14 protein-coding genes are annotated in these 19,554 nt (G+C 44.9%); 6 read left to right on the top strand and 8 right to left on the bottom strand.

Features of this window, described 5'->3' with window-relative positions:
* Nucleotides 1–130 precede the first annotated feature (130 nt).
* Entirely contained in the window at nt 131–484 is a 354-nt protein-coding gene (locus ACZ2XM_RS04385) for a zinc ribbon domain-containing protein YjdM (protein ID WP_490587167.1), read from the bottom strand.
* A 332-nt stretch (nt 485–816) separates the two neighbouring features.
* On the opposite strand from ACZ2XM_RS04385, the gene ygfZ reads away from it, so the two are divergent.
* From ygfZ to ACZ2XM_RS04355, 6 genes are all read left to right on the top strand, one after another.
* Nucleotides 817–1,554, top strand: coding sequence for a CAF17-like 4Fe-4S cluster assembly/insertion protein YgfZ (ygfZ, locus tag ACZ2XM_RS04380; protein WP_490587166.1), 738 nt, complete (start codon nt 817–819; stop codon nt 1,552–1,554).
* Between the two features lie 180 nt (nt 1,555–1,734).
* Complete coding sequence (locus ACZ2XM_RS04375) at nt 1,735–3,060, top strand: D-amino acid dehydrogenase (protein ID WP_490587165.1); 1,326 nt, start codon at nt 1,735–1,737, stop codon at nt 3,058–3,060.
* An 841-nt stretch (nt 3,061–3,901) separates the two neighbouring features.
* The gene (locus ACZ2XM_RS04370) at nt 3,902–4,393 is read left to right on the top strand and encodes a hypothetical protein (protein ID WP_490587164.1); all 492 of its coding nucleotides are present in this window, start codon (nt 3,902–3,904) and stop codon (nt 4,391–4,393) included.
* 156 nt (nt 4,394–4,549) lie between these two features.
* On the top strand, nt 4,550–10,666 hold the full coding sequence (locus ACZ2XM_RS04365) for a DUF4132 domain-containing protein (RefSeq protein ID WP_490587163.1): 6,117 nt from the start codon (nt 4,550–4,552) through the stop codon (nt 10,664–10,666).
* A gap of 1,246 nt (nt 10,667–11,912) precedes the next feature.
* A complete protein-coding gene (locus ACZ2XM_RS04360; RefSeq protein WP_490587162.1) occupies nt 11,913–12,116 on the top strand; it encodes a CsbD family protein in 204 nt (67 codons plus the stop codon).
* A gap of 470 nt (nt 12,117–12,586) precedes the next feature.
* A complete protein-coding gene (locus tag ACZ2XM_RS04355; RefSeq protein ID WP_490587161.1) occupies nt 12,587–13,177 on the top strand; it encodes a PepSY domain-containing protein in 591 nt (196 codons plus the stop codon).
* A gap of 228 nt (nt 13,178–13,405) precedes the next feature.
* Here ACZ2XM_RS04355 and ACZ2XM_RS04350 read toward each other — a convergent pair whose 3' ends face one another.
* From ACZ2XM_RS04350 to ACZ2XM_RS04320, 7 genes are all read right to left on the bottom strand, one after another.
* Nucleotides 13,406–13,717 carry an NGG1p interacting factor NIF3 gene (locus ACZ2XM_RS04350; RefSeq protein ID WP_490587160.1) on the bottom strand — a complete coding sequence of 104 codons (312 nt, stop codon included), beginning with the start codon at nt 13,715–13,717 and terminating at the stop codon, nt 13,406–13,408.
* Between the two features lie 85 nt (nt 13,718–13,802).
* Nucleotides 13,803–14,450: a DNA-3-methyladenine glycosylase gene (locus tag ACZ2XM_RS04345; protein ID WP_490587159.1), complete on the bottom strand. Its 648-nt coding sequence runs from the start codon at nt 14,448–14,450 to the stop codon at nt 13,803–13,805.
* Between the two features lie 215 nt (nt 14,451–14,665).
* Nucleotides 14,666–15,094, bottom strand: a complete 429-nt coding sequence (locus ACZ2XM_RS04340) for a hypothetical protein (RefSeq protein ID WP_490587158.1) — start codon at nt 15,092–15,094, stop codon at nt 14,666–14,668.
* 512 nt (nt 15,095–15,606) lie between these two features.
* Nucleotides 15,607–16,320, bottom strand: a complete 714-nt coding sequence (gene purC, locus ACZ2XM_RS04335; RefSeq protein ID WP_490587157.1) for a phosphoribosylaminoimidazolesuccinocarboxamide synthase — start codon at nt 16,318–16,320, stop codon at nt 15,607–15,609.
* A 195-nt stretch (nt 16,321–16,515) separates the two neighbouring features.
* Complete coding sequence (locus ACZ2XM_RS04330; RefSeq protein WP_490587156.1) at nt 16,516–16,833, bottom strand: hypothetical protein; 318 nt, start codon at nt 16,831–16,833, stop codon at nt 16,516–16,518.
* 94 nt (nt 16,834–16,927) lie between these two features.
* Complete coding sequence (dapA, locus tag ACZ2XM_RS04325; RefSeq protein ID WP_490587155.1) at nt 16,928–17,833, bottom strand: 4-hydroxy-tetrahydrodipicolinate synthase; 906 nt, start codon at nt 17,831–17,833, stop codon at nt 16,928–16,930.
* Between the two features lie 381 nt (nt 17,834–18,214).
* Nucleotides 18,215–19,354, bottom strand: a complete 1,140-nt coding sequence (locus ACZ2XM_RS04320; protein ID WP_490587154.1) for a hypothetical protein — start codon at nt 19,352–19,354, stop codon at nt 18,215–18,217.
* Between the last annotated feature and the right edge of the window lie 200 nt (nt 19,355–19,554).

Genomic DNA, 19,554 nt, shown 5'->3' with positions numbered 1-19,554 from the left:
TAGCCAATAAAAAAGGGTGCCCTAGTTAGGACACCCTTTTTTTATTGCTTAAGTATTCGCTTAACTGTTAGTTTGATAGGCCTCAAGAGCTTTATAAGCCTAAAGCGCTTAATGACCCTAAAAGAATATGCTACGCCTTTTTAACCACAGAAGATTTCAGCTTCATAGGGCCAAAACCATCAATTTTACAATCAATATCATGGTCATCTGGCGCATCGTGTAAGAGGCGAATACTTTTTACTTTAGTGCCTACTTTAATGGGGGTAGAGGAGCCTTTGACTTTTAAATCTCTAATGACCGTCACCGCATCGCCATCTTGTAGCTCATTGCCGACCGCATCACGAATGACTGTATCTGCTTCGGCATCAGCAGTAGCGGCACTCTCGGCGGCTGTCCATTCGTGAGCACACATAGGGCACACCAATAGCGCGCCATCTTCATAAGTTAAATCAGAATCACAACTTGGGCAATTAGGCAGGCTCATTCTTATCCTCAATATCAATGTTGAATTATTGCCTATTGTACCGCAACTGGCCCAATTATGCTGCTAAGGAAGTGGTTGAAAACCTCTGCTAGCGCCCACACCTAAGTACATGCCGAGCTTAAGTCATTTTATGCCTTATATAGATGTAACCTATCTGCTTTATTCGGGTTAAAAACCCCATTTAATGACCCGCATTAAATCACTTTATAGAGGCATAACGACGGATAATAAAAACGGCTCGTTAATAAAAAAACTCTAGTAAGACCCTTATAAATAGCGTTATCGTTGTCGCCTATAACAACGACTCGACACCACAAGGATTGATGACCGCCATGACCACGCCGACCTTTCAACAGATTACTCTAACGGGTGAAGACACCACCACCTTTTTGCAAAGCCAATTGACTTGCGATGTCAGCAAACTCAGCCTGAGCTATCAGCCTACGGCGATTGCTAACCTAAAAGGGCGTATAGAGTTTGGCATTTGGATCAAAAAACAAGATGAAAAACAATACGACATCGTAATCAGCAGCGACTGCTTACCGAGCCTACAAGCGCATCTCAAAAAATATGGTGCCTTCTCTAAGTTTACCAGCAGCGAGCCAGTCAGCGTCTATCCTTGTGTTTTAGAGACTGCCGATGCAGCTGAGCCTACTTTTAGCCATGCTGATGACAAGTGTGATGTTCAGGACTGGATGGCACGTAGTATTGCTACCGGTAACTATTGGATCACCGCTGAGACTCAAGGGCAGTTTCAACCGCAAGAGTTACGCTTGCACCAACGTGGCGGCGTTGACTATGACAAAGGCTGCTATCTGGGTCAAGAAGTCATCGCGCGTATTTATTTCAAAGCGGCCCCTAAAGCTTATTTACACCGTGTCGCTGGCCAAGGTGATGCCCCTGCTGCAGGCGCAAGTATAGATAAAATTCAGGTGGTGAATGCAGTGGCCAATAGCGATGGTGGCTTTGAGGCCTTAGTAGTGGCGCGTCCTGAACACCTAGCCGATAGCGAGTTGACTTTATTAGAGTTACCGCTAAAGCTACAGGCTGATGTTGCCCGCGAAAAATAACATCCTGATATGACCAGTTTAGTTAGCAAGTTCAAATATTTAGCTTAGCTATCAAGTCTCGTGAAGCAGCTGCTTTGCTAAGCCAATTCTATGACCTCGCTCGCGAACTCACTCCGACACTAAAGGGCTTCTTATGCTACTAGCCTACCCCTATGATTACCGCCCGTTGTGGAAGCTTTTATGAGCCATGTTGCGGTGTTGGGGGCTGGGGTGGTTGGCGTGACCACCGCTTGGTATCTACGCCAAGCGGGGTTTACCGTGACTGTCATTGAGCGCGAGTCAGCGGCGGCTATGCAAACCTCTTTTGCCAATGGCGGCCAGATATCGGTCTCCCATGCCACCCCGTGGGCCACCCCAACAACACCCAAGAAAGCTTTGAAGTGGCTATTTAAAGAAGACGCCCCGTTGCTATTTCGGCTCCGAGCTGATAATGCACAGCTCAAGTGGACGCTACAATTCCTACAACAATGCACGGCTGAACGTGCCGACACCAATCTCGTGCAAATGGTGCGACTGGGATTATATTCGCGTGATGCTCTACAAACGCTGCGTACCCAGCTCGCTATCGATTATGAGCAGCAGACCCGCGGGATTATGCATTTTTACACCAATCCAGCCGAGTTTGCGGCAGCGCTAGCGCCTACTGAGCGTATGCAAGAGCTGGGCTGCGAACGCCATGTTATTGATATCAATAATGCAGTGAGTCTTGAGCCGGCCCTCTACCCTATTGCTCATAAATTGGTTGGGGCGACCTATACCAGCCGTGATGAGTCCGGTAATGCGCATCTATTTACCCAAAAACTCGCTGAGCGTTGCCAACAAGCCGGGGTGACTTTTTTATACAACACCGATATTTTAGCGTTAAACGCAGATCAACACGCCCCAGTAAGTCAGTCTCATATTCATAGTATTACTGTCCGACCGCAAGGCGAAAATGCACAGACCTTCACCGCAGACAGTTACGTGTTGGCCTTAGGTAGCTATAGTCCGCTACTGGTCAAACCCTTGGGCATCGACCTACCTATTTTTCCGGCTAAAGGCTATTCAGCCACTTATCAAGTCAACCCTAGAGCGCCCCATTTAGCCCCCTTTATTAGCCTAATAGATGATGAATTTAAACTGGTGACTTCGCGTCTAGGCGACAAACTGCGGGTAGCGGGCACTGCTGAATTTAATGGCTTTAACCTGGATTTAAATCCTACCCGCTGTGCTGCTATTACTCGCCGGGTACAGCAGCTATTTCCGAAAGGTATTATTGCCAATTCTGCGCAATACTGGACAGGGCTGCGGCCCATGACCCCATCAAACGTGCCGTTAATTGGCCAAGCCCACCGAGGCCGCGTCACTCATGGTTCCAGTAACTCGAGCAGTGGCTTTGATAATTTATGGTTGAATACAGGACATGGGACTTTAGGTTGGACCCATGCGTGTGGCTCAGCAAAAGCACTGAGTGAGTTGATGCAAGGCGAGCGCCCTGATGTAGAGTTTGCTTTTGTGGGGCTGTAGTCTCAGGAGCTGGAATCTCAAACCCCAGATACAACAAAACCGTATAGCCAAAGCCACACGGTTTCCGTTGTTATGTCCCTATATCCTACTAAGGTCCTATTACAATCATTGCTCCATCCTAGAACGCTGAGTAACAGTAAGGCTTCCTGCCTTGGTTTGCCCATCAACTACTACTGAGAAGATGAGATCGTACTGTGTATCCTTACCTCATGTTAAATTATCAAACTAGATATTTTATTCATGATTAACGCGAATTAAGACCCTAAAGTCTAGTTCCGCTATTGTCCTTAACCTGGATACTGTCATCAGTCGTGCAATGTCAGCTACTCATCCTTGAGTCATCGTCCTTGATGCCGTAGAGCTATAATCGCAAATTCCAAGCTTACTAGTAAGTCGCCAAAACGTCTCTTCGTGTAAGCATATGCTTACAAAGGCCTTCAAACGTTGGTTTTTTTCGCCAGCTAATCACCTAATGACCGTCTCTGCTATGACTCCAGCCCTTTAATTGCAGGCACCACCGCCCTTTTAACTACTCTATGTCTCTAAGTAACCGTCTTTCTCATTTTATTAATAAAAATGCTTGGGCAGAATAAATAATCTTGTTAACGCGCGACACACATTGACGTGTTATACACTCCACTATCTTGTAAGTTTCCCTCACCTTCAACATACTGTATGTCATCATGAGGTAGGTTAAGCTCATTTAAAACGGTCAATTATAAAAATTTCATAGCTAGGCTTTTGTCTCTTATACAATTCTTAATACAGTTTTAAACTGATTGCTCTATAGTTTTAGCTGCTATCTAGAGGCTTTATCACTGACGCACAGGGCGGGATTACTATGCAACTCTATGTCACGCAAAAGACGGCCGGTCAACGCAGCAAAAAAGCCCTAACCGAAACCATCGTCGATATTACTCTACCAAGTGCGGTATCAGCAGATACGTTAACGGTAGAAATATTATTGCGAGCTTTGGTAGCACAGCAAGTGGCAAATTTTAATCAGGCTATTGCTACCCAGCAGCAACAGATGCAACAAAATGTAGCCGCTCATGGCGCGCTCAGTAGCGTGGCGCAGACCCCCTTAACTACGGTAGCTATTGACGACTACTTGCGTTCGACGGGTAAAGTAGGGTTTGGCGATAAGGCCAACCTCACCCCCGCTGATCTTGAGACAGCAACAGAAACGGCTTTGCAGGCATTCACTGATGGCTTGTTTATTTTATTTGTTGATGAGCAAGAGGTGTCGCAGTTAAATGACATTATTACCGTGCAAGACGGTAGCCGTCTCACCTTTGTACGCTTAACCTTTTTAGTCGGTAGTTTCTACTAAGAGCATGCTCCCTTGCCGACCAGTCTAAACCACCGTTAATAACACGTTGTAGGCTGCCTCCGGACTGTGCAAAGTATAAGTTTATAAGACTTGAAGGTCATAAAAATGGCCAACCACAAAACCTAGGCTCATAAAAATAATAGATAAGGATATTGTATGACTGACCAGCCGTCTCGCCTCGATAAGTTGACTGCGGTACAGTGTGACTACCCGCCTTTGGCCATAATACGCCTCAATTTGCTGGCTTTTATGCAGCCACATTATCCAGAATGGCAAGACACTTTTAGCCAAAAATCTCACCTGCCTCATGGCTTAGCCTTGGTAGAGGGACAACCTTTAACGCCATTGGCATTGTCCCCTATCGCTTTAGCCGCTTGCCAGCCTATTGTGGCGGCGTACGAGCTAAAGCAACACGCGGCTGAACAAGCAAATACGGCTAGCCCCAATAAGGCAACTGAGAGCAGCAATAATTCTGCGCCAGGCTCAGCGCCCTCAGGCCTAGTCGCAAAACTAAAAAGCTGGCTACCTAGCAATACCCCCACCGCTAAACCAGCTCCTAAGCTAGCAACTGACGAAGCCACCCCCGCTACGGCATTGCTTGGCACTATTACCCCACGAGCCGCCTTATTTGGGTTGACGCTAATTAGCCAATTAACGGATTATCAAGAAACGCTATTGCTAATGAGTCAATTGCTGGCACATACAGACCCTAGCATTCAGCAGCAACTCGACGCGTTGGGCCTTACCGCACGCTATATCTTACTTTGCCACTTAATCAATCAGGTCGACTCTACCGTTGAGGCCCCCGAGTATGATTTGACGGGTCAACCTTATGAGCTAGCCGTGGCTACTCTGGCTGAGCAATCCGGTTATGTCTTAAACAATCCGTGGCAAGATGGCGAGTTGGTACAAGTCCTTTGGTCGATTTATCCTGAATTTAAAGCGCGTCTATTGCCTAAAGTGTGGGCGGATATGTGGTTACGTACTTTTCAAACTGGGTGGGAGCGCCGTTCTTTTCGTCTAATCGGTGACGACTATTTGTTAGTACAGCAAGCTCTAGAGGTCATGCGCACCTGCACGGCCTACCCTCATGGCAACGATAAGTTTTATAACCCCTCACTGCTAGACAGCGTGCGCTATGTGCATGATTTTGGCTATCAGCCAGGCATCCATCCCTACCTATTAGCGGCCGCGCTAGATACAAATGACAGCCAGATTAATTTTCACGGGATGACAGCAGATAATCAGGCAGTGGATAAAGCGGTCTTCTTTGAGATGTGCCACGATATTGTTTATCAAGAAGACGAGTTTGGTCTGGTTAGCCGAGAGCTGATTAAAGGCTTATTGAGCAGTAATAATCCTGCAGCATGGCAACTGGTCGCCAAGTTGATGCTAGCGGCCCAGCGTCAAGAGGGGCTGCGACAAACCATTATCGAATGTTTGGATGAGGCGCACCCTGACGCTATCCCGTTTATGATTGCGCTTATCCTAGACCATGACTTGATTCGTTTTTCTGCCGTCGTGCGCGGGCTAGATGTGTGGACGGGGCTGAATTGGGCGGCGGAGCGCGCAAGTGCGGTTAAGAAACACCTCGCTATAGCGTTGGCAGCGTTTAAAGTGGCCAATCCTGACCTAGCCAATCCTGATCTCCCTGATACCACGCTAACTAACACTGCTACCAACCCTACCACGCCTACAGACACGACCATGGCTAGCACTACGGAACTCGTACTGACTCGACCCGTATTGGCCGCACGTATCGAGCGCTTGCATCAAGCCATGCCCACTTGGCTAAGGAGTCGCGATCACAGTCAGATTTATATGGGGCTATGGGTATTAGGCTGTTACGATGCCGCGCAGACCCTACCTCATCTACAAACCTTAATCGCTGATAAGGTAGCTGACCGAGCTTGCCTAGCTTTACACTTTGCCACCCAGCTTAAGCTCTATGCCGCCGTGTTACCTTTGTATTATCAAGCCAGTTTAAGAGATGAGCCAAAGGTTTTAGCTTATAGTCTAGAGCCTTTAGCGCGCTTATTATCTGATCAAAGCCATGCTCAGCAATTAAGTTACGAAAAGCGGTGTAAGCTGTTTACCCATTGCCAAGCGCTACTAGCGCAATACGGCAATAAGCATGAGAAAACCTTCAGTGACAATGTCTTCTCAGGTATTAGTGCGCAGTTTAGTAGTGAGACCTTGTATGAAGTCTTAATCAATATCGCGGTTATTGATAGCGAGTACCTGCCTACGCTCGTCGCACAAATTGATGAGATGCCGGTCAATAAGCGCGAACAACTCACCCGCTTAATGCTGCCGACCTACTATCGCTATTATTATTCGCAAGATAAAGAAAAGAGCAAAACACCGCCAACCGCAGCACAGCGTCACTTTGCTATGCAAATGCTAACGGACCGCAGTGAGATGATTCACCTAGCTAGTACAGAAACCTTACTCGCCTGCTCCAAGCTAGAGACAGAAGAGCTGGACACACTTATAGACTTACTAAGCAAAAAGACTTCTGCGCTAAAAAAACGTATCTTACGCTTGTTGTTGGCTCAGCCTGATGAGGGACTAAGTCAGAGTGTGACGACCCTATTAACCAGTGCCAACAGCCAGCAGCGCGTGGCCGGACTAGAGCTGTTATGGCATCTGTTGGTCAGCTCAAAGCCTACCCTGCGCCAACAAGCTATCGGTTGGTTAGCAGATTACGAGCAGCAAGATCATAAACGGGTAAAAGCCGAAACTGAGCAATGGCAAAGCTGCCAAGAAAAAGCGACGGAAAGCCATAGCGAGCGATTATCAAGTAAAAATGGTTGGGGCCTGTTTGACCCTGCCAACCTTCACAGCAGCGACTTACCGCCATTAGATTCGCAGTCTATTTACTATCAGTTTACCCAGCACGCCTCTGCTACCCATGGTTTCTCTAAACCTATCCTGCAAATTAACGCGGATTTAGAGGCATTGCAGCAGCTCTATCTTGCCCATCACGACTTTGAATATACTAGAGAATATTATGATGGGAGTCGTGAGACCACCTTACTTGCGAATGGCTTATATCCGCTCAATCTTAACCTCACTCTACCCGATGAGCTTGCCGCTGCCATCGGCGACAATACTGAAAACAGTCTAGAACTAGAAAGTCAAAGTGCAAAGCGCCAAACCTTAAAAGAGCAAGCCCAGCAAAAATGGCATCGTCTGCAGTTTGAAAACTATCCATTGTATGAGGTGTGGGAGCGATGGTATGACGAGGTAAATTGGCAGCCTACGGATTTATTCTTAGTGTCTTTACTCAATGAAGTGCAGCCACAATACGAGACAATCAACGTGCCGGCCGTGCAAAATATTTTTACGCAATTACTGGGTGCGAAACAGCTGGTTATCCCGAACGTTAATGAGTCTAGATGGCACAACCCTGTGCGTGAAATTGTTGATATCCTGACACTTATCCAACCTTTCTCTGAAAAAAATGCTTATTTTATTGGTCTCACAACCGAGTTTTTTGCCCTGCTGCCGCAAGAAATATTGACGCGTAACCTGAAGCAAGAGCCGCTAGAGCAACAGCAGTATCATTATCACTACGGCGACATCGTAGGCTGGCAAAGCGATGATTTACTGATGACTTTTATCAATAAAATCAACATTAACAGCTTAGATGACACCCAAGTTGCCCCAGTTTGGCAATTGTGGCGTTGGCAGCAATTTGCAGGGTTACCCCAAGATATTCAGTATACCCAACCGCCCCTAACGCTTGCAGCCAAGGCCTATCAGCAAGGCTTAATTAATGCTGATGAGCTGATGGCTATCATCCTGCTCACACGGTCGGCTATTAGCGACATTCAAGGCCGTGAGTACCGCTCGCATAGACGGTCAGAAGATCATTGGGCAACCGCCTATCCTTTTTTAGCGCGATTCGTGCAACGTATCATTGCCAGTACTTTAGCTATTGAGCTCAAACGCGGCGAGCTAGAGACGCCCCTGTCTGACTTTGCCAAGCGTATTGTACGGATTGCAGACAGCAACGCGGATAGTGACAATGGCGCTGATAATCAAGCTTCCACAGTGAATGTCATCGATGTCCTGGTACAGTTGCTCAAAGGCTTAGAGAAAACCGGCTTTTATGCCAACTATATCTATAACTACAGTGATATGAATAAAAAGGCTATGTTTAGCCAACTTATCACCGCATGTCGACCTACTACGCTTGCTGTTAGTTCTGCTATTAGTGCCGCTGTCAGTTCTCCGGTTAATTCTTCCGATAATTTAGAACAAAATTGGCAAGCACGTTTTAATGTAGCGATGAATGAGGCGGCGTTTAAAGACTCCTTACTGGTCGCCCTCGCTATGTATGCGCCGCAATGGCAAACCCTGGTAGAGCGCTATCTAGAGTGGCCGGGACTCACCTCGGGTATCCAGTGGATGCGCGCCCACACCAAAACCAGCGAGTATGTGGCGCAAAACGCTAATGATGAAAGCGACATTGCCCGCTACTCGACGATTGAGCTGACCGACTTTCAACGCGGTGCTGTCGATATTGTTTGGTTTCAGGACGCTTATAGTCAGTTGGGTCGCCAGCGCTGGGAGATGATTTACGACAGTGCTAAATACATCAGCGAAGGTAATGGGCATCGCCGCGCCAAGCTATATAGTGATGTCCTCACTGGCGATTTAAAAATCCGGGCCGTCAGCGCCAAGGTAAAAGACAAGCGCGATCAAGATTATATCCGCCTATACGGACTGGTCCCATTAAGCAAAACCAATCCGGACAAAGACATCTTGACCCGCTACCACACCTTGATGCAATTTAAAAAAGACAGCCGCCAATTTGGCAGCCAACGGCAGCAGAGCGAAGGTCAAGCTTTAGAAGTAGCGCTGGAAAACCTAGCCCGCAATGCAGGCTTTAGTGATCCGCAGCGTCTTACTTGGGCGATGGAGACCCAAACCGTACAGGCTATCTTGGCGGGTAATACCGAAATGGTCGATGGTGATGTGCGCATTGCCCTCCGCATTGATGACTTAGGCAAGACCCATATCGATGTACAGCGTGGAGACAAAGCGCTAAAATCCATTCCTGCTCAGTATAAAAAAGACAGCCAAGTCTTAGCGTTACAAGCCCATAAAAAGACTTTAAATGAGCAATTTAAACGTGCACGCCACAGCCTAGAGATGGCGATGGTACGCGGGGATAAGTTTCGCTTACACGAGTTAGAGACGCTATTTGCCCATCCCGTTATCAGCAAGCATCTGGCCAACTTGGTCTTTGTCATCGATAGCCCAGATGTTACTGATACTAATAATAGTACTGAGCCGGCCCCTATTACCCCAGAGCAAATCGGCTTTTATCAACCTGCTAGCGCGGAGCATAATGCCCACTTATCTCGTCCCGTGGCGCAAAAGGACAATGCAGTAGAGCCTATTAATGATAGCCAGGCGACAACCCTGCAAACTGAGCTAGTAGATAGCGACGAGCTTACGCTAAGGATTGCTTATTGCTATGATTTGCAGGCCGCAGGAGTCTGGTCAGACTACCAGCACTATTGTTTTGCCCAGCAAATCGTACAGCCTTTCAAGCAGATATTCCGCGAGCTTTACGTGCCCACACCCGATGAGTTAGCAGCAGAGTCTGTCTCTAAACGCTATGCTGGCCATCAAGTACAGCCGGCTAAGACGGTAGCACTACTAAAATCACGAGGCTGGCGCGCCGACTACGAAGAAGGTCTGCAAAAGGTAAATCACCAGTTGGGCTTTCGCGTGAAGATTTATGCTATGGCCGACTGGTTTACCCCAGCAGACGTCGAAGCCCCTACTTTAGAGACGCTTGTCTTTGAGGATCTCACGACAGGTAAGCCTTTACCTTTTACAGCTGTAGACCCGCGTGCCTTTTCGGAAGCGATGCGCGATATCGATTTGGTCGTTAGCGTAGCCCATGTCGGTGGGGTCGATGTTGCCGCCAGTCAATCCAGTATTGAGCTGCGTGCGGCGTTGCTAAGCGAATCTATGCGACTGTTTAAACAAGATAATGTCGAGGTGAAAGGTCAGCATGCTTTAATCGAGGGCACTCGCGGCAACTACAGTGTGCATCTTGGCAGCGCTGTCGTACATCAAATTCCTGGCAGCTACCTCTCTATCCTACCAGTGCACAGTCAATATCGCGGTAAGATATTCTTACCTTTTATGGATGAAGACCCAAAGACTGCTGAAATTATTAGTAAGGTGCTGCTATTGGCTCGTGATAATAAAATCCAAGACCCTACTATCCTGCAGCAGTTACGCTAAGGTCCGTTCCAAGCCATTAGTAATACCCTATGTTTAAATCACTAACCTCTAAATTACTAATGTACAAGGCATAAAAAAGACAAGCTCAGTCACCTGAAGCTTGTCTTTTTTATTGGATACGTTAAGTGCGTAAAATAAAACGCGTACCCCAGATACAACAAAACCGTATAGCTAAAAGCCACACGGTTTTCGTTGTTATGTCCCTATGTTCTATTACGTCCTTTGCTCCATCCTAGAGCGCCGAGTAACAGTAAGGCATCCTGCCTTGGTTTACCCACCAAATACTACTGAGATGATGAGATCGTACGGTGTATCCTTACGTCATGTTAAGCTATCAAACTAGATATCTCATTCATGATTAGCGCGAATTAAGACCCTAAAGTCTAGTTTCACTATTGTCCTTAATGGGAGCCAAGTTACTGCTTAACTAAAAGCTTTAACTCTAAATTGCTAGCTACTCGTCCTTGAGTCATCGTCCTTGATGCCGTAGAGCTATAATCTCAAATTATAGGTTTACTAGTAAGTCGCTAAAGCGTCTATACGTGTAAGCATATGCTTACATGGATAGCTAATAATTCATTGCACGCCTTATTTAATAAGGGGTAACGCTAGATTCACCTCGATAACTATTATTTATTATCTAAGTAAATAGCTATTAATTTTATCTATAAATAGAGGTAATTATAGTTAAATCAGACCTTCTTAGCTCTTTTCTCTTAGTTCCCAGCTCTAATACAACTATTATCTACCTACGATACGCTTCTAGTTCAATGCAGCCCAAAACTATAATTTTAGTATTTATTGATTACTACCCTTTCGAGACTTTGACGCTAAAGTATAGGCAAGTTTGAATAAATTCGATTCATCATAGGTAGTGCAACTGGTAAAAATTTTTATGGCTGGTTGTATGCCAAGAGCTTTCAAAGGCTGCAAAAAATTTCTCCCAGTCGCACTGTATTGGTTTTAAATCGAATCAACTATATGTCCATTAGAAACTTACCTCTAAATAATTTAAACCCTTTATAAACATAGCGTTGCAACAACCCTGTAAGTTTAAACTTACCTAGCTGGGCCCAATGTTACGATAGCTACAATTTGCTCCTATAATGGCGCCCTGACTTAACAGAATAAACAAGCCTGATACTGACAGAAAGTGGCCCGAGTAGCATACTGGTTATATCGAGTAGGTAAGCGCTACTCTAGGTTTAAATTTAGAATAACTATTTACTTAATAAGGATATTTATTATGAATAACGATACCTTAAAAGGCGACTGGAAACAGGTCAAAGGCTCAGTAAAGCAACAATGGGCAGACCTAACCGATGATGATTTGACCCACATTGAAGGCAGTTGGGACAAGTTGGTTGGTAAAATTCAAGAACGTTATGGCCATGCCAAAGATGTGGTTGAGCGTGAAGTCACTGAGTGGCGCACCAAGCACGACGTGTAGGTCACCTCTCCTTCGCATATATAATATCGACAAGCTGTATATAAGCTGTCAGCTTATCTAAAACAAATACCAGTTTAGTATGACTATAGAAAGCCATCTACTCTAGATGGCTTTTTCACATTTAAAAGTCAGAAATCTTTTAAACCTTAAGTTAAGTATAGGCAAGTTTAAATAAATTCGAATCATAATAGGCCGTGCAACTGGTAAAAATTTTTATGGCTGGTTGTGCGCCATAAGCTTCTGCTATATCAACACTGAGGCTGCAAAAAATTTCTCCCAGTCGCACTGTATCAGTTTTAAATCGAATCAACTATAACTTCATATCGGCTATTGAATTAAAGCCATATCTGCTATTTCAGTAATAATTATAAAATCAGTAAATACTTGGTCATCTGTTCGTCTTTTACTCTTATTTTTTTTTGAGTACCTATTCTTTCAAGTCTATTTTTTACCCACCATAGGAGCCCCTTATGAAAAAAACTTTTATAACCTCAGTATTATCCGCCGCTTTAGTCACTGGTCTCGCCACATCAGCCGTAATGACCTCAGCCGTCGCCAGTAATGCCACCGAGCAGCAAATTTACCGTAACGGGGATTTTGGACGCTTAGCGCAAAACCTGCGCAGTGACTTACGCCGTCAAGGCTATCAAGTGATGAATATTAAAGCGGATACTTATAAGAGTAGTGCAGCAATCAAAGCTTATGCTAAAAAGAATAACAAGGCCTATGAGCTGACTTATAGCTATCCTAAGTTGAAACTATTAAAAACGGAACAAAAAGCTTGGTCGCAATTGTGGCACAATGAAAATAACAACCATGGTAATAAGCACTACGGCAGCGACAACATTAAACAGAGCGTTTACCAAGATGCTAATTTTAATAGTGTTAAAGCCAAAGCTGAACGCAAACTCAAAGATATGGGCTATAGCATCGATGAAATCGAAGTCGATGATTACCAAAATAAAGGTATTTTGAAAGCGGATGTGGATCGCGGTGATAAAGAGTACGAGATTCGCCTAAGCTATCCCGGCTTGCAAATCCTCACGATTGAAGAAGATTAGATCGCAAGTTAGATAAAAATTAGGCTTGCTACTGCAGGTTTCAAGCAATTGACCGAGGGTTAAATATAGTCAATCCCGCTTAAAACTGATACATAGCGAGTCACTGATATAAATTTTCTGGCTAGAAGTCATTAGATGACTGAGGCAGGCGCAAACTTATACCAGTGACTCTGAACCAAATATTTAGTGGCGTACCTATAGCAGCATTTCTCACTATTAAAGAGACTGCTAAATATCGACCATGGCTAGAACATCATAAGCAGGCGTCTCGTAAGGGTGCGCCTGCTTTAATGCTTTTATGACCGCTGCTAATTTATCAGTGGCGATGACCATCTCTACTCGCCACTCTGGCAGTTGTTCTAATAGGTCTTGTTCACCAATATGCGGTTGACTGCCTGCTAAAGGTTTAAACTGTCCTGTGCCCTGAACCTGCCAACAGCAGTCGCCATAGTTGCCTATCTGCCCTGCCCCTGCCGCAAATAAAGCCGCTTTTACTTTCTCTAACGCCTCATTCGGAATAAATACGGTTAACTTATACATGCGCCATTCCTCGTGCCTTCTTATTTTATGAAAAACTAAATTCTTTATGCAAAACCAAATGATTGATTGAAAAATAATGGTAACTCTAAGGTTTAGACAGACTGGGATGCTCGCTCCAAACATAACGCAATAGCCAATCTTTGGCCTCGCCTGCATAATCGATACCAATACGGGGACGTACTGAAATAGGCGCTATGCAGCCATCCTCTTCTAACCATAGACCCGACTCTGGCGTAATGGCTTGACCATAGAAATCACAAGTAATGGCTAGGCGATTAGTTAATTTACCGGGGCCTGCGAGCGCCTTTATATGGGTAAGCTGTTTATTGTTCGGTAACTCGCTATCCTCTGCTAATACCTCACTATCCTCAAGCAAATACCCGGCACGGATTAATACCGCCTCTGCGGACTCTGCTTCTGCAGTCACTAAATTTAGCATATGGTGAATGCCATAAGTTAAGTAGACGTAAAACACCCCGCCTTGCTGATACATAACTTCCGTACGTTTGGTCCGCGTGCCAGCATGGGTATGACAGGCTGGATCTTGTTCACCGATATAAGCTTCGGTTTCGGTAATACGCATACGCAGCGTCTTGATGCTGCCGTCACTGTCGGTCAAGCGGCGACAGAGGACTTTACCGATAAGGTCGGCTGCGACCACACAGGTGGGACGGGTAAACCATTCGGGTAACAATAAACTAGGGTTATTAAAAGTCGACTTTGCAGGGGGCATAGATACAGCTCTTATTTATTTTATAGTGGATATTAAATTAGCATAAACCAATGCAGAGAATGACTAGATTAGTAGTAAATTTAAATAAAAAAAACATATAAAAATAATTAACTAAAACGTATAAAAAGCTTATGATACAGTTTCAATGCTCAAATTGTATAAACAAAAAAAGCCCTAGATTTCAGAGCTTTTTAAATAAAAATAATTAATAGATACTAAAATTTTTCTACCCAACCATTTTTATCTTCAATGTATAGAAGAACCGCTAAGCCACCTTCATAACTGTCAGGTATACTTCCATTAGTTTCAATATACTTATCAATACCTTCTATAAAATTTTGCGACTTAGTCGTAGACCAGTAGAATCCACTCTCTAGTCCTCTATTTCTGCCTTGGCTGTCATAAGTAACACCTCTTTTAGCATAAGCTTTAATATCATACTTACCTTGATAACGATAAGAATTAGGAATATCTTTCCATTGTTTGGATAGAGCTATAAATCCATTGCAATAACTATCACTTTTACAAGCTGCTATTTTAGGTGCTGATTTAGGGTTTTTATATATTTTCATCATTTCAGGCAGCCCTGCGAAGCTATATGTACTAATGATAGTTAGTGCTAAAGCTATGAATAATCTTTTCATTTCAAATCCTCAAAATTGATTAAAAAAACCATTATTTCTTAATTCATGCGAGCTCATACTAACCACCTTAGGCTCAACAATTGTAAATATGATAGCTATATTACCTAATTAAGTTATGTTTAGGGCTAGTAAGTAGAAAACATTTTAATTTTAATTTTAGGATTAGGTCTTATCGTAGCTAATAATACAGTAGCATCAGATATTGAAGATTTATTAAAAAAAGCTATAGACTGGTTACTAATACAAAATTTTTATAGAGCAAGAGGTCGTTAGCTGTAACTTTAATAAGAATTAAGAACTTACCAAGGATTTAATATTGTAATACGCTTTATATAATTATAACCCCGATGTCTATACGATGAAGCACGTCTCATATAATACTTATAAGGTAGTCACAGTAGGAAGTAAATTCAGAGGTAAATTATATAAATGACTGAATAATTTGTATAAAAAAACTGAGCCATAAGCTCAGTTTCTGTGGTGTGACAAGATTAAATTGTATCTTAATAGACTTAGTCTAAAGGCACGCCAATACGCTGAGCGACTTCTTCATAGGCTTCGATGACGTCGCCAAGAGATTGACGGAAGCGGTCTTTGTCCAATTTCTTCTTAGTCGCTTTGTCCCAAATACGGCAGCCGTCTGGTGAGAACTCATCACCCAAGACGATACGACCATGATATACGCCAAACTCAAGTTTGAAATCGATTAGCATTAAATCGCCGGCATCGAACAACTTAGTCAATACGTCGTTGACCACATAAGTCAAACGCTGCATTTCTGTTAGCTGTTCTTGCGTGGCCCAACCTAAAGTGATGCTCAATGATTCATTGACCATTGGATCACCTAAAGCGTCGTCTTTAAAGAACAATTCATAGGTAGGTGGCGTTAGCGCTTGGCCTTCTTCTAAACCCAAACGGCGCACTAGACTGCCCGCAGCAAAATTACGCACGACACACTCAACCGGGATCATCTCTAAGCGCTTGACCAGCACTTCATTGTCCGACAGTTGCTTTTCAAAATGTGTTTCAACGCCTGCTTCTGCTAGCTTTTGCATGATAAAGGCGTTAAAGCGATTATTAACTTGACCCTTGCGTGCCAGCTGCTCTACCCGCTCGCCATTAAAAGCTGAGGTATCATCGCGAAATTCAAGTACCAAAAAATCGCTATCTTCAGTTTCAAATACCGATTTTGCCTTGCCTTTATACAGCAGTTTTTGCTTTTGCATCACCTATTTCCTATATGTATCACATGGCGACTACGCTAAGAGGGCTAATAATCGCAGGTTATGGATTGCTAACTAAACGAGACTTCAAAGAGGGCTGTGCTGAGTATGGCTTACGAAGTACAGTAGCCAAACGACATTGATTACGTACTTATGATAGTTAGGATTGCTGAGTGAGCAACCCTAACAGGGGAACTGCTACTGATTGGCCGTTGGGGTCGCCAAAATACGTTGTGGCGGTGGCAATTTATACTGTTTGCCCGCCTCGTTGCTAATCGGTACAGTATTTTCACCCGCATTGACGATGGGATATAACGGTACAAAAGGGGCGGTCTGTTGTTCTGCAGGCAAGATCAATGGTTTTAGATGTTCACTCTTTTGATAGGCTAAGCTGCCATTGTCACGCTTGCCCAAAAAGCCTTTAGTGGCTTGGCAACCGCTTAGGATTAAGGTACTACTTAGGGCAATCGTTAAGACTGCGGCTACTGATTTTGCCGGTATAAATAAAGCCTTCATTGCATCTTCTCTCAATCATGTCAGTGCTAGGGGTAATGGGCCATTATAGCCAATAAGTCACCGCCCTCATCCGTATAGCTACGCCAAAGCGCTGTTATAACAAGCCCGCACGCGCTATGGCGTCATCGATTTGCGCATGGTACTGCTCTTCTAACCACACTAGCGGCAGGCGGATACCTGTGTCTATTTTACCCATTTTATGTAAGGCATATTTGACAGGAATAGGGCTAGATTGTACAAATAAATCAGAATGCAAATGGGCAATAGGGTCATGGGCCAATTTTGCAGCCGCCATATCGCCTTTGAGCGCCGCACTGAACGTCTCACTCATCGCTTTTGGCGCAATATTCGCCGTCACAGAGATATTGCCTTTAGAGCCATACTGAATCAGCTCTAATGCCGTCAAGTCATCGCCAGACAACACCACCATACGATCGCCTAGAGCCGCAATCAGTTGCTTGCCACGCTCAAGGGAGCCGGTAGCATCTTTAATCGCTATGATATTGTCGATATCAGAGAGGCGTTCAACGGTTTCTTGAGCGATATCTACTACAGTACGGCCCGGAACATTATAGAGCATTTGCGGCATATCGACCGCTGCAGCGATAGCGCGGTAATGCTGAAATAGACCCTCTTGCGGAGGCTTATTGTAGTAAGGGGCCACTAAGAGCGCACAATCGGCACCGGCATCTTTCGCATCTTGCGTCAGCTTGATAGCTTCGGCGGTATTGTTCGCGCCTGTACCCGCAATCACAGGCACACGACCTGCGACATAATCGACGAAATAGCGAATTAAATCGCTGTGCTCTTGCATAGATAAAGTCGCTGACTCACCCGTAGTACCAGCAGCAACTAGGCAATGCGTGCCTTGCTCGATATGCCAGTCAATGAGGTCAGACAAGCGTTTATAATCGACATCGCCATTGGGGTGCATTGGTGTGACGATTGCCACCATTGAGCCTTGAAGTTGGGATTTGATGTCGTTGAATGCTGTGCTCATAACCTTGCCTTACTCTCAAATAGTGTCTTTTATCGTGGAATATCGTAGGATATCAAGTGATTAGGGTCTGCACAGAATACAACCATAGACTTTATTAGCGTCATGATTGGATTCTAAACACACCCTATTTAGGTCACTAGAGTAACATTTATTACCAAGATTTATCACCAAGAATTTTAAGATAATAATGTAGCTACCTGACTTAAAACTAGCGGTTGATTCGCTAAGGCTATTTTTAGTTGCAACTTTGGTGCTGATAAAGCTATTCGTACCCAGCAGACTGATAATAAACGAGTGGCTTTTAATCCTTAAGTAACCCTTAAACTAGTAACCCTTGGACTAGCGGTAACAGCCAAGCTTGCTGTCACGGCCAAACCTTGATTAGCGTATATGCAGGATATCAATAGTAGGTTTGCTGACCCGAAAAGGCCAACGACTCATCCCTACCCCATGCGCCACGAAGATTTGTGCGCGCTCATGTTGGTGCAAGCCTTGATGGCGCGGCAATAAAGGATGGCGACTGGTGAGCGGGTGCGAGCCTTTATCAGCAGTGACTCTGGCAGCTAGGCCACTTGGTCCATCGCCAGCAATCACTAGGGGTCGCGGCTGCGCTTTTGGCAGGCTTTGTAATAAATCATAGTGCGCGGCCAAAATCACTACTGGTTTCGTCGCGCGAGTCATCCGCTGTTTTAACCCTACCGTAGCACTCGTCAGGACTGGAGTCTCCATGCCCTTTTTCTTGGGCGCGCAGTCATTGACCAGCATCTCTGTTATAGCATTGTCCTGTTGGGGCTGATGGCGCTGTGCGGTCAGCTCAATAGCCTTATCTTCTTGCCAGCCACATAACGATACTACTGGCACATCCACGCACGCCTGACTAATATCGATAATGTCTAAGGCTCTAAAGGTGCTGCTTAACGTGTCTTCTAGCAAGGGCTGACCTTGCTTGGTCAGATTCAGCGACTGATAAGCCAAATCTGAGCGGCTCATGACCGTATAGACCGGTTTATTTAAGCCTTTAAACAGCATCAACTGCCCCACTAAGTCCGCGCCAGGATGATATAACCAATCCCCAGTAATCATAATAGCGTCGACATCTAAGTCATTAAGCGTCTTGACCCACTTCTGCAAATGGCGAGCTTTACCACCATAGATACCCACTTTCAGATTGGCCAACACTGCCACCCGCCACGGCGCTTCTAAGCCTAAATCTATCTTTTGCTCCGCCGTACGCAATTGACTGGGCAATACCACGGTGCAGTAAAAATAGATGCTGGCAATGCCTATTAATAAGACTGCCCCTAAACTCGGTATCAGCCCGACTATGGCTGCGTACAGTGCCATCAAAGCCCACCAAGGCATGGTGAAAGCAGCGTAATACAAAACCAGCTGCGCCCAGACCCGGGTAAAATGATGCAAAGGATTGGCGTTAAAGGTCTGTAATAAGGCCCACAGCACCACATAGACCAGCATCAAAATACTGATACTAGTACTGGCGTGATATAAAATGTGGTTGACCATACTCACCTTGTCAGCAGCAAAATAACTACTAAAAATTTCTGCTCATAATCCGTGCTTATCATGACGGCTGCCATAATCACAGATTGCGTGCCTAAAAACACGCCATTATAGGGTGGTAAGGGCTATGACTACAAGGGATTATCCTAACCTTGCAGCGCAACATTAACGCAACCTGAACCTGTTACTAAAGCTTTTAGTGG

It is taken from the genome of Psychrobacter sp. CoH-33_TS_01 (genome assembly GCF_058189395.1).
This window is presented reverse-complemented; position numbering and strand designations above follow the sequence as displayed.

What these genes read in the sequence shown, in the direction of transcription:
- ACZ2XM_RS04320 (WP_490587154.1), bottom strand. Translation starts at nt 19,354, where the DNA reads ATGGTCAACCACATTTTATATCACGCCAGTACTAGTATCAGTATTTTG.
- ACZ2XM_RS04375 (WP_490587165.1), top strand. Translation starts at nt 1,735, where the DNA reads ATGAGCCATGTTGCGGTGTTGGGGGCTGGGGTGGTTGGCGTGACCACC.
- ACZ2XM_RS04345 (WP_490587159.1), bottom strand. Translation starts at nt 14,450, where the DNA reads ATGCCCCCTGCAAAGTCGACTTTTAATAACCCTAGTTTATTGTTACCC.
- ACZ2XM_RS04340 (WP_490587158.1), bottom strand. Translation starts at nt 15,094, where the DNA reads ATGAAAAGATTATTCATAGCTTTAGCACTAACTATCATTAGTACATAT.
- ygfZ (WP_490587166.1), top strand. Translation starts at nt 817, where the DNA reads ATGACCACGCCGACCTTTCAACAGATTACTCTAACGGGTGAAGACACC.
- ACZ2XM_RS04330 (WP_490587156.1), bottom strand. Translation starts at nt 16,833, where the DNA reads ATGAAGGCTTTATTTATACCGGCAAAATCAGTAGCCGCAGTCTTAACG.
- ACZ2XM_RS04360 (WP_490587162.1), top strand. Translation starts at nt 11,913, where the DNA reads ATGAATAACGATACCTTAAAAGGCGACTGGAAACAGGTCAAAGGCTCA.
- ACZ2XM_RS04355 (WP_490587161.1), top strand. Translation starts at nt 12,587, where the DNA reads ATGAAAAAAACTTTTATAACCTCAGTATTATCCGCCGCTTTAGTCACT.
- ACZ2XM_RS04350 (WP_490587160.1), bottom strand. Translation starts at nt 13,717, where the DNA reads ATGTATAAGTTAACCGTATTTATTCCGAATGAGGCGTTAGAGAAAGTA.
- dapA (WP_490587155.1), bottom strand. Translation starts at nt 17,833, where the DNA reads ATGAGCACAGCATTCAACGACATCAAATCCCAACTTCAAGGCTCAATG.
- ACZ2XM_RS04365 (WP_490587163.1), top strand. Translation starts at nt 4,550, where the DNA reads ATGACTGACCAGCCGTCTCGCCTCGATAAGTTGACTGCGGTACAGTGT.
- ACZ2XM_RS04385 (WP_490587167.1), bottom strand. Translation starts at nt 484, where the DNA reads ATGAGCCTGCCTAATTGCCCAAGTTGTGATTCTGATTTAACTTATGAA.
- ACZ2XM_RS04370 (WP_490587164.1), top strand. Translation starts at nt 3,902, where the DNA reads ATGCAACTCTATGTCACGCAAAAGACGGCCGGTCAACGCAGCAAAAAA.
- purC (WP_490587157.1), bottom strand. Translation starts at nt 16,320, where the DNA reads ATGCAAAAGCAAAAACTGCTGTATAAAGGCAAGGCAAAATCGGTATTT.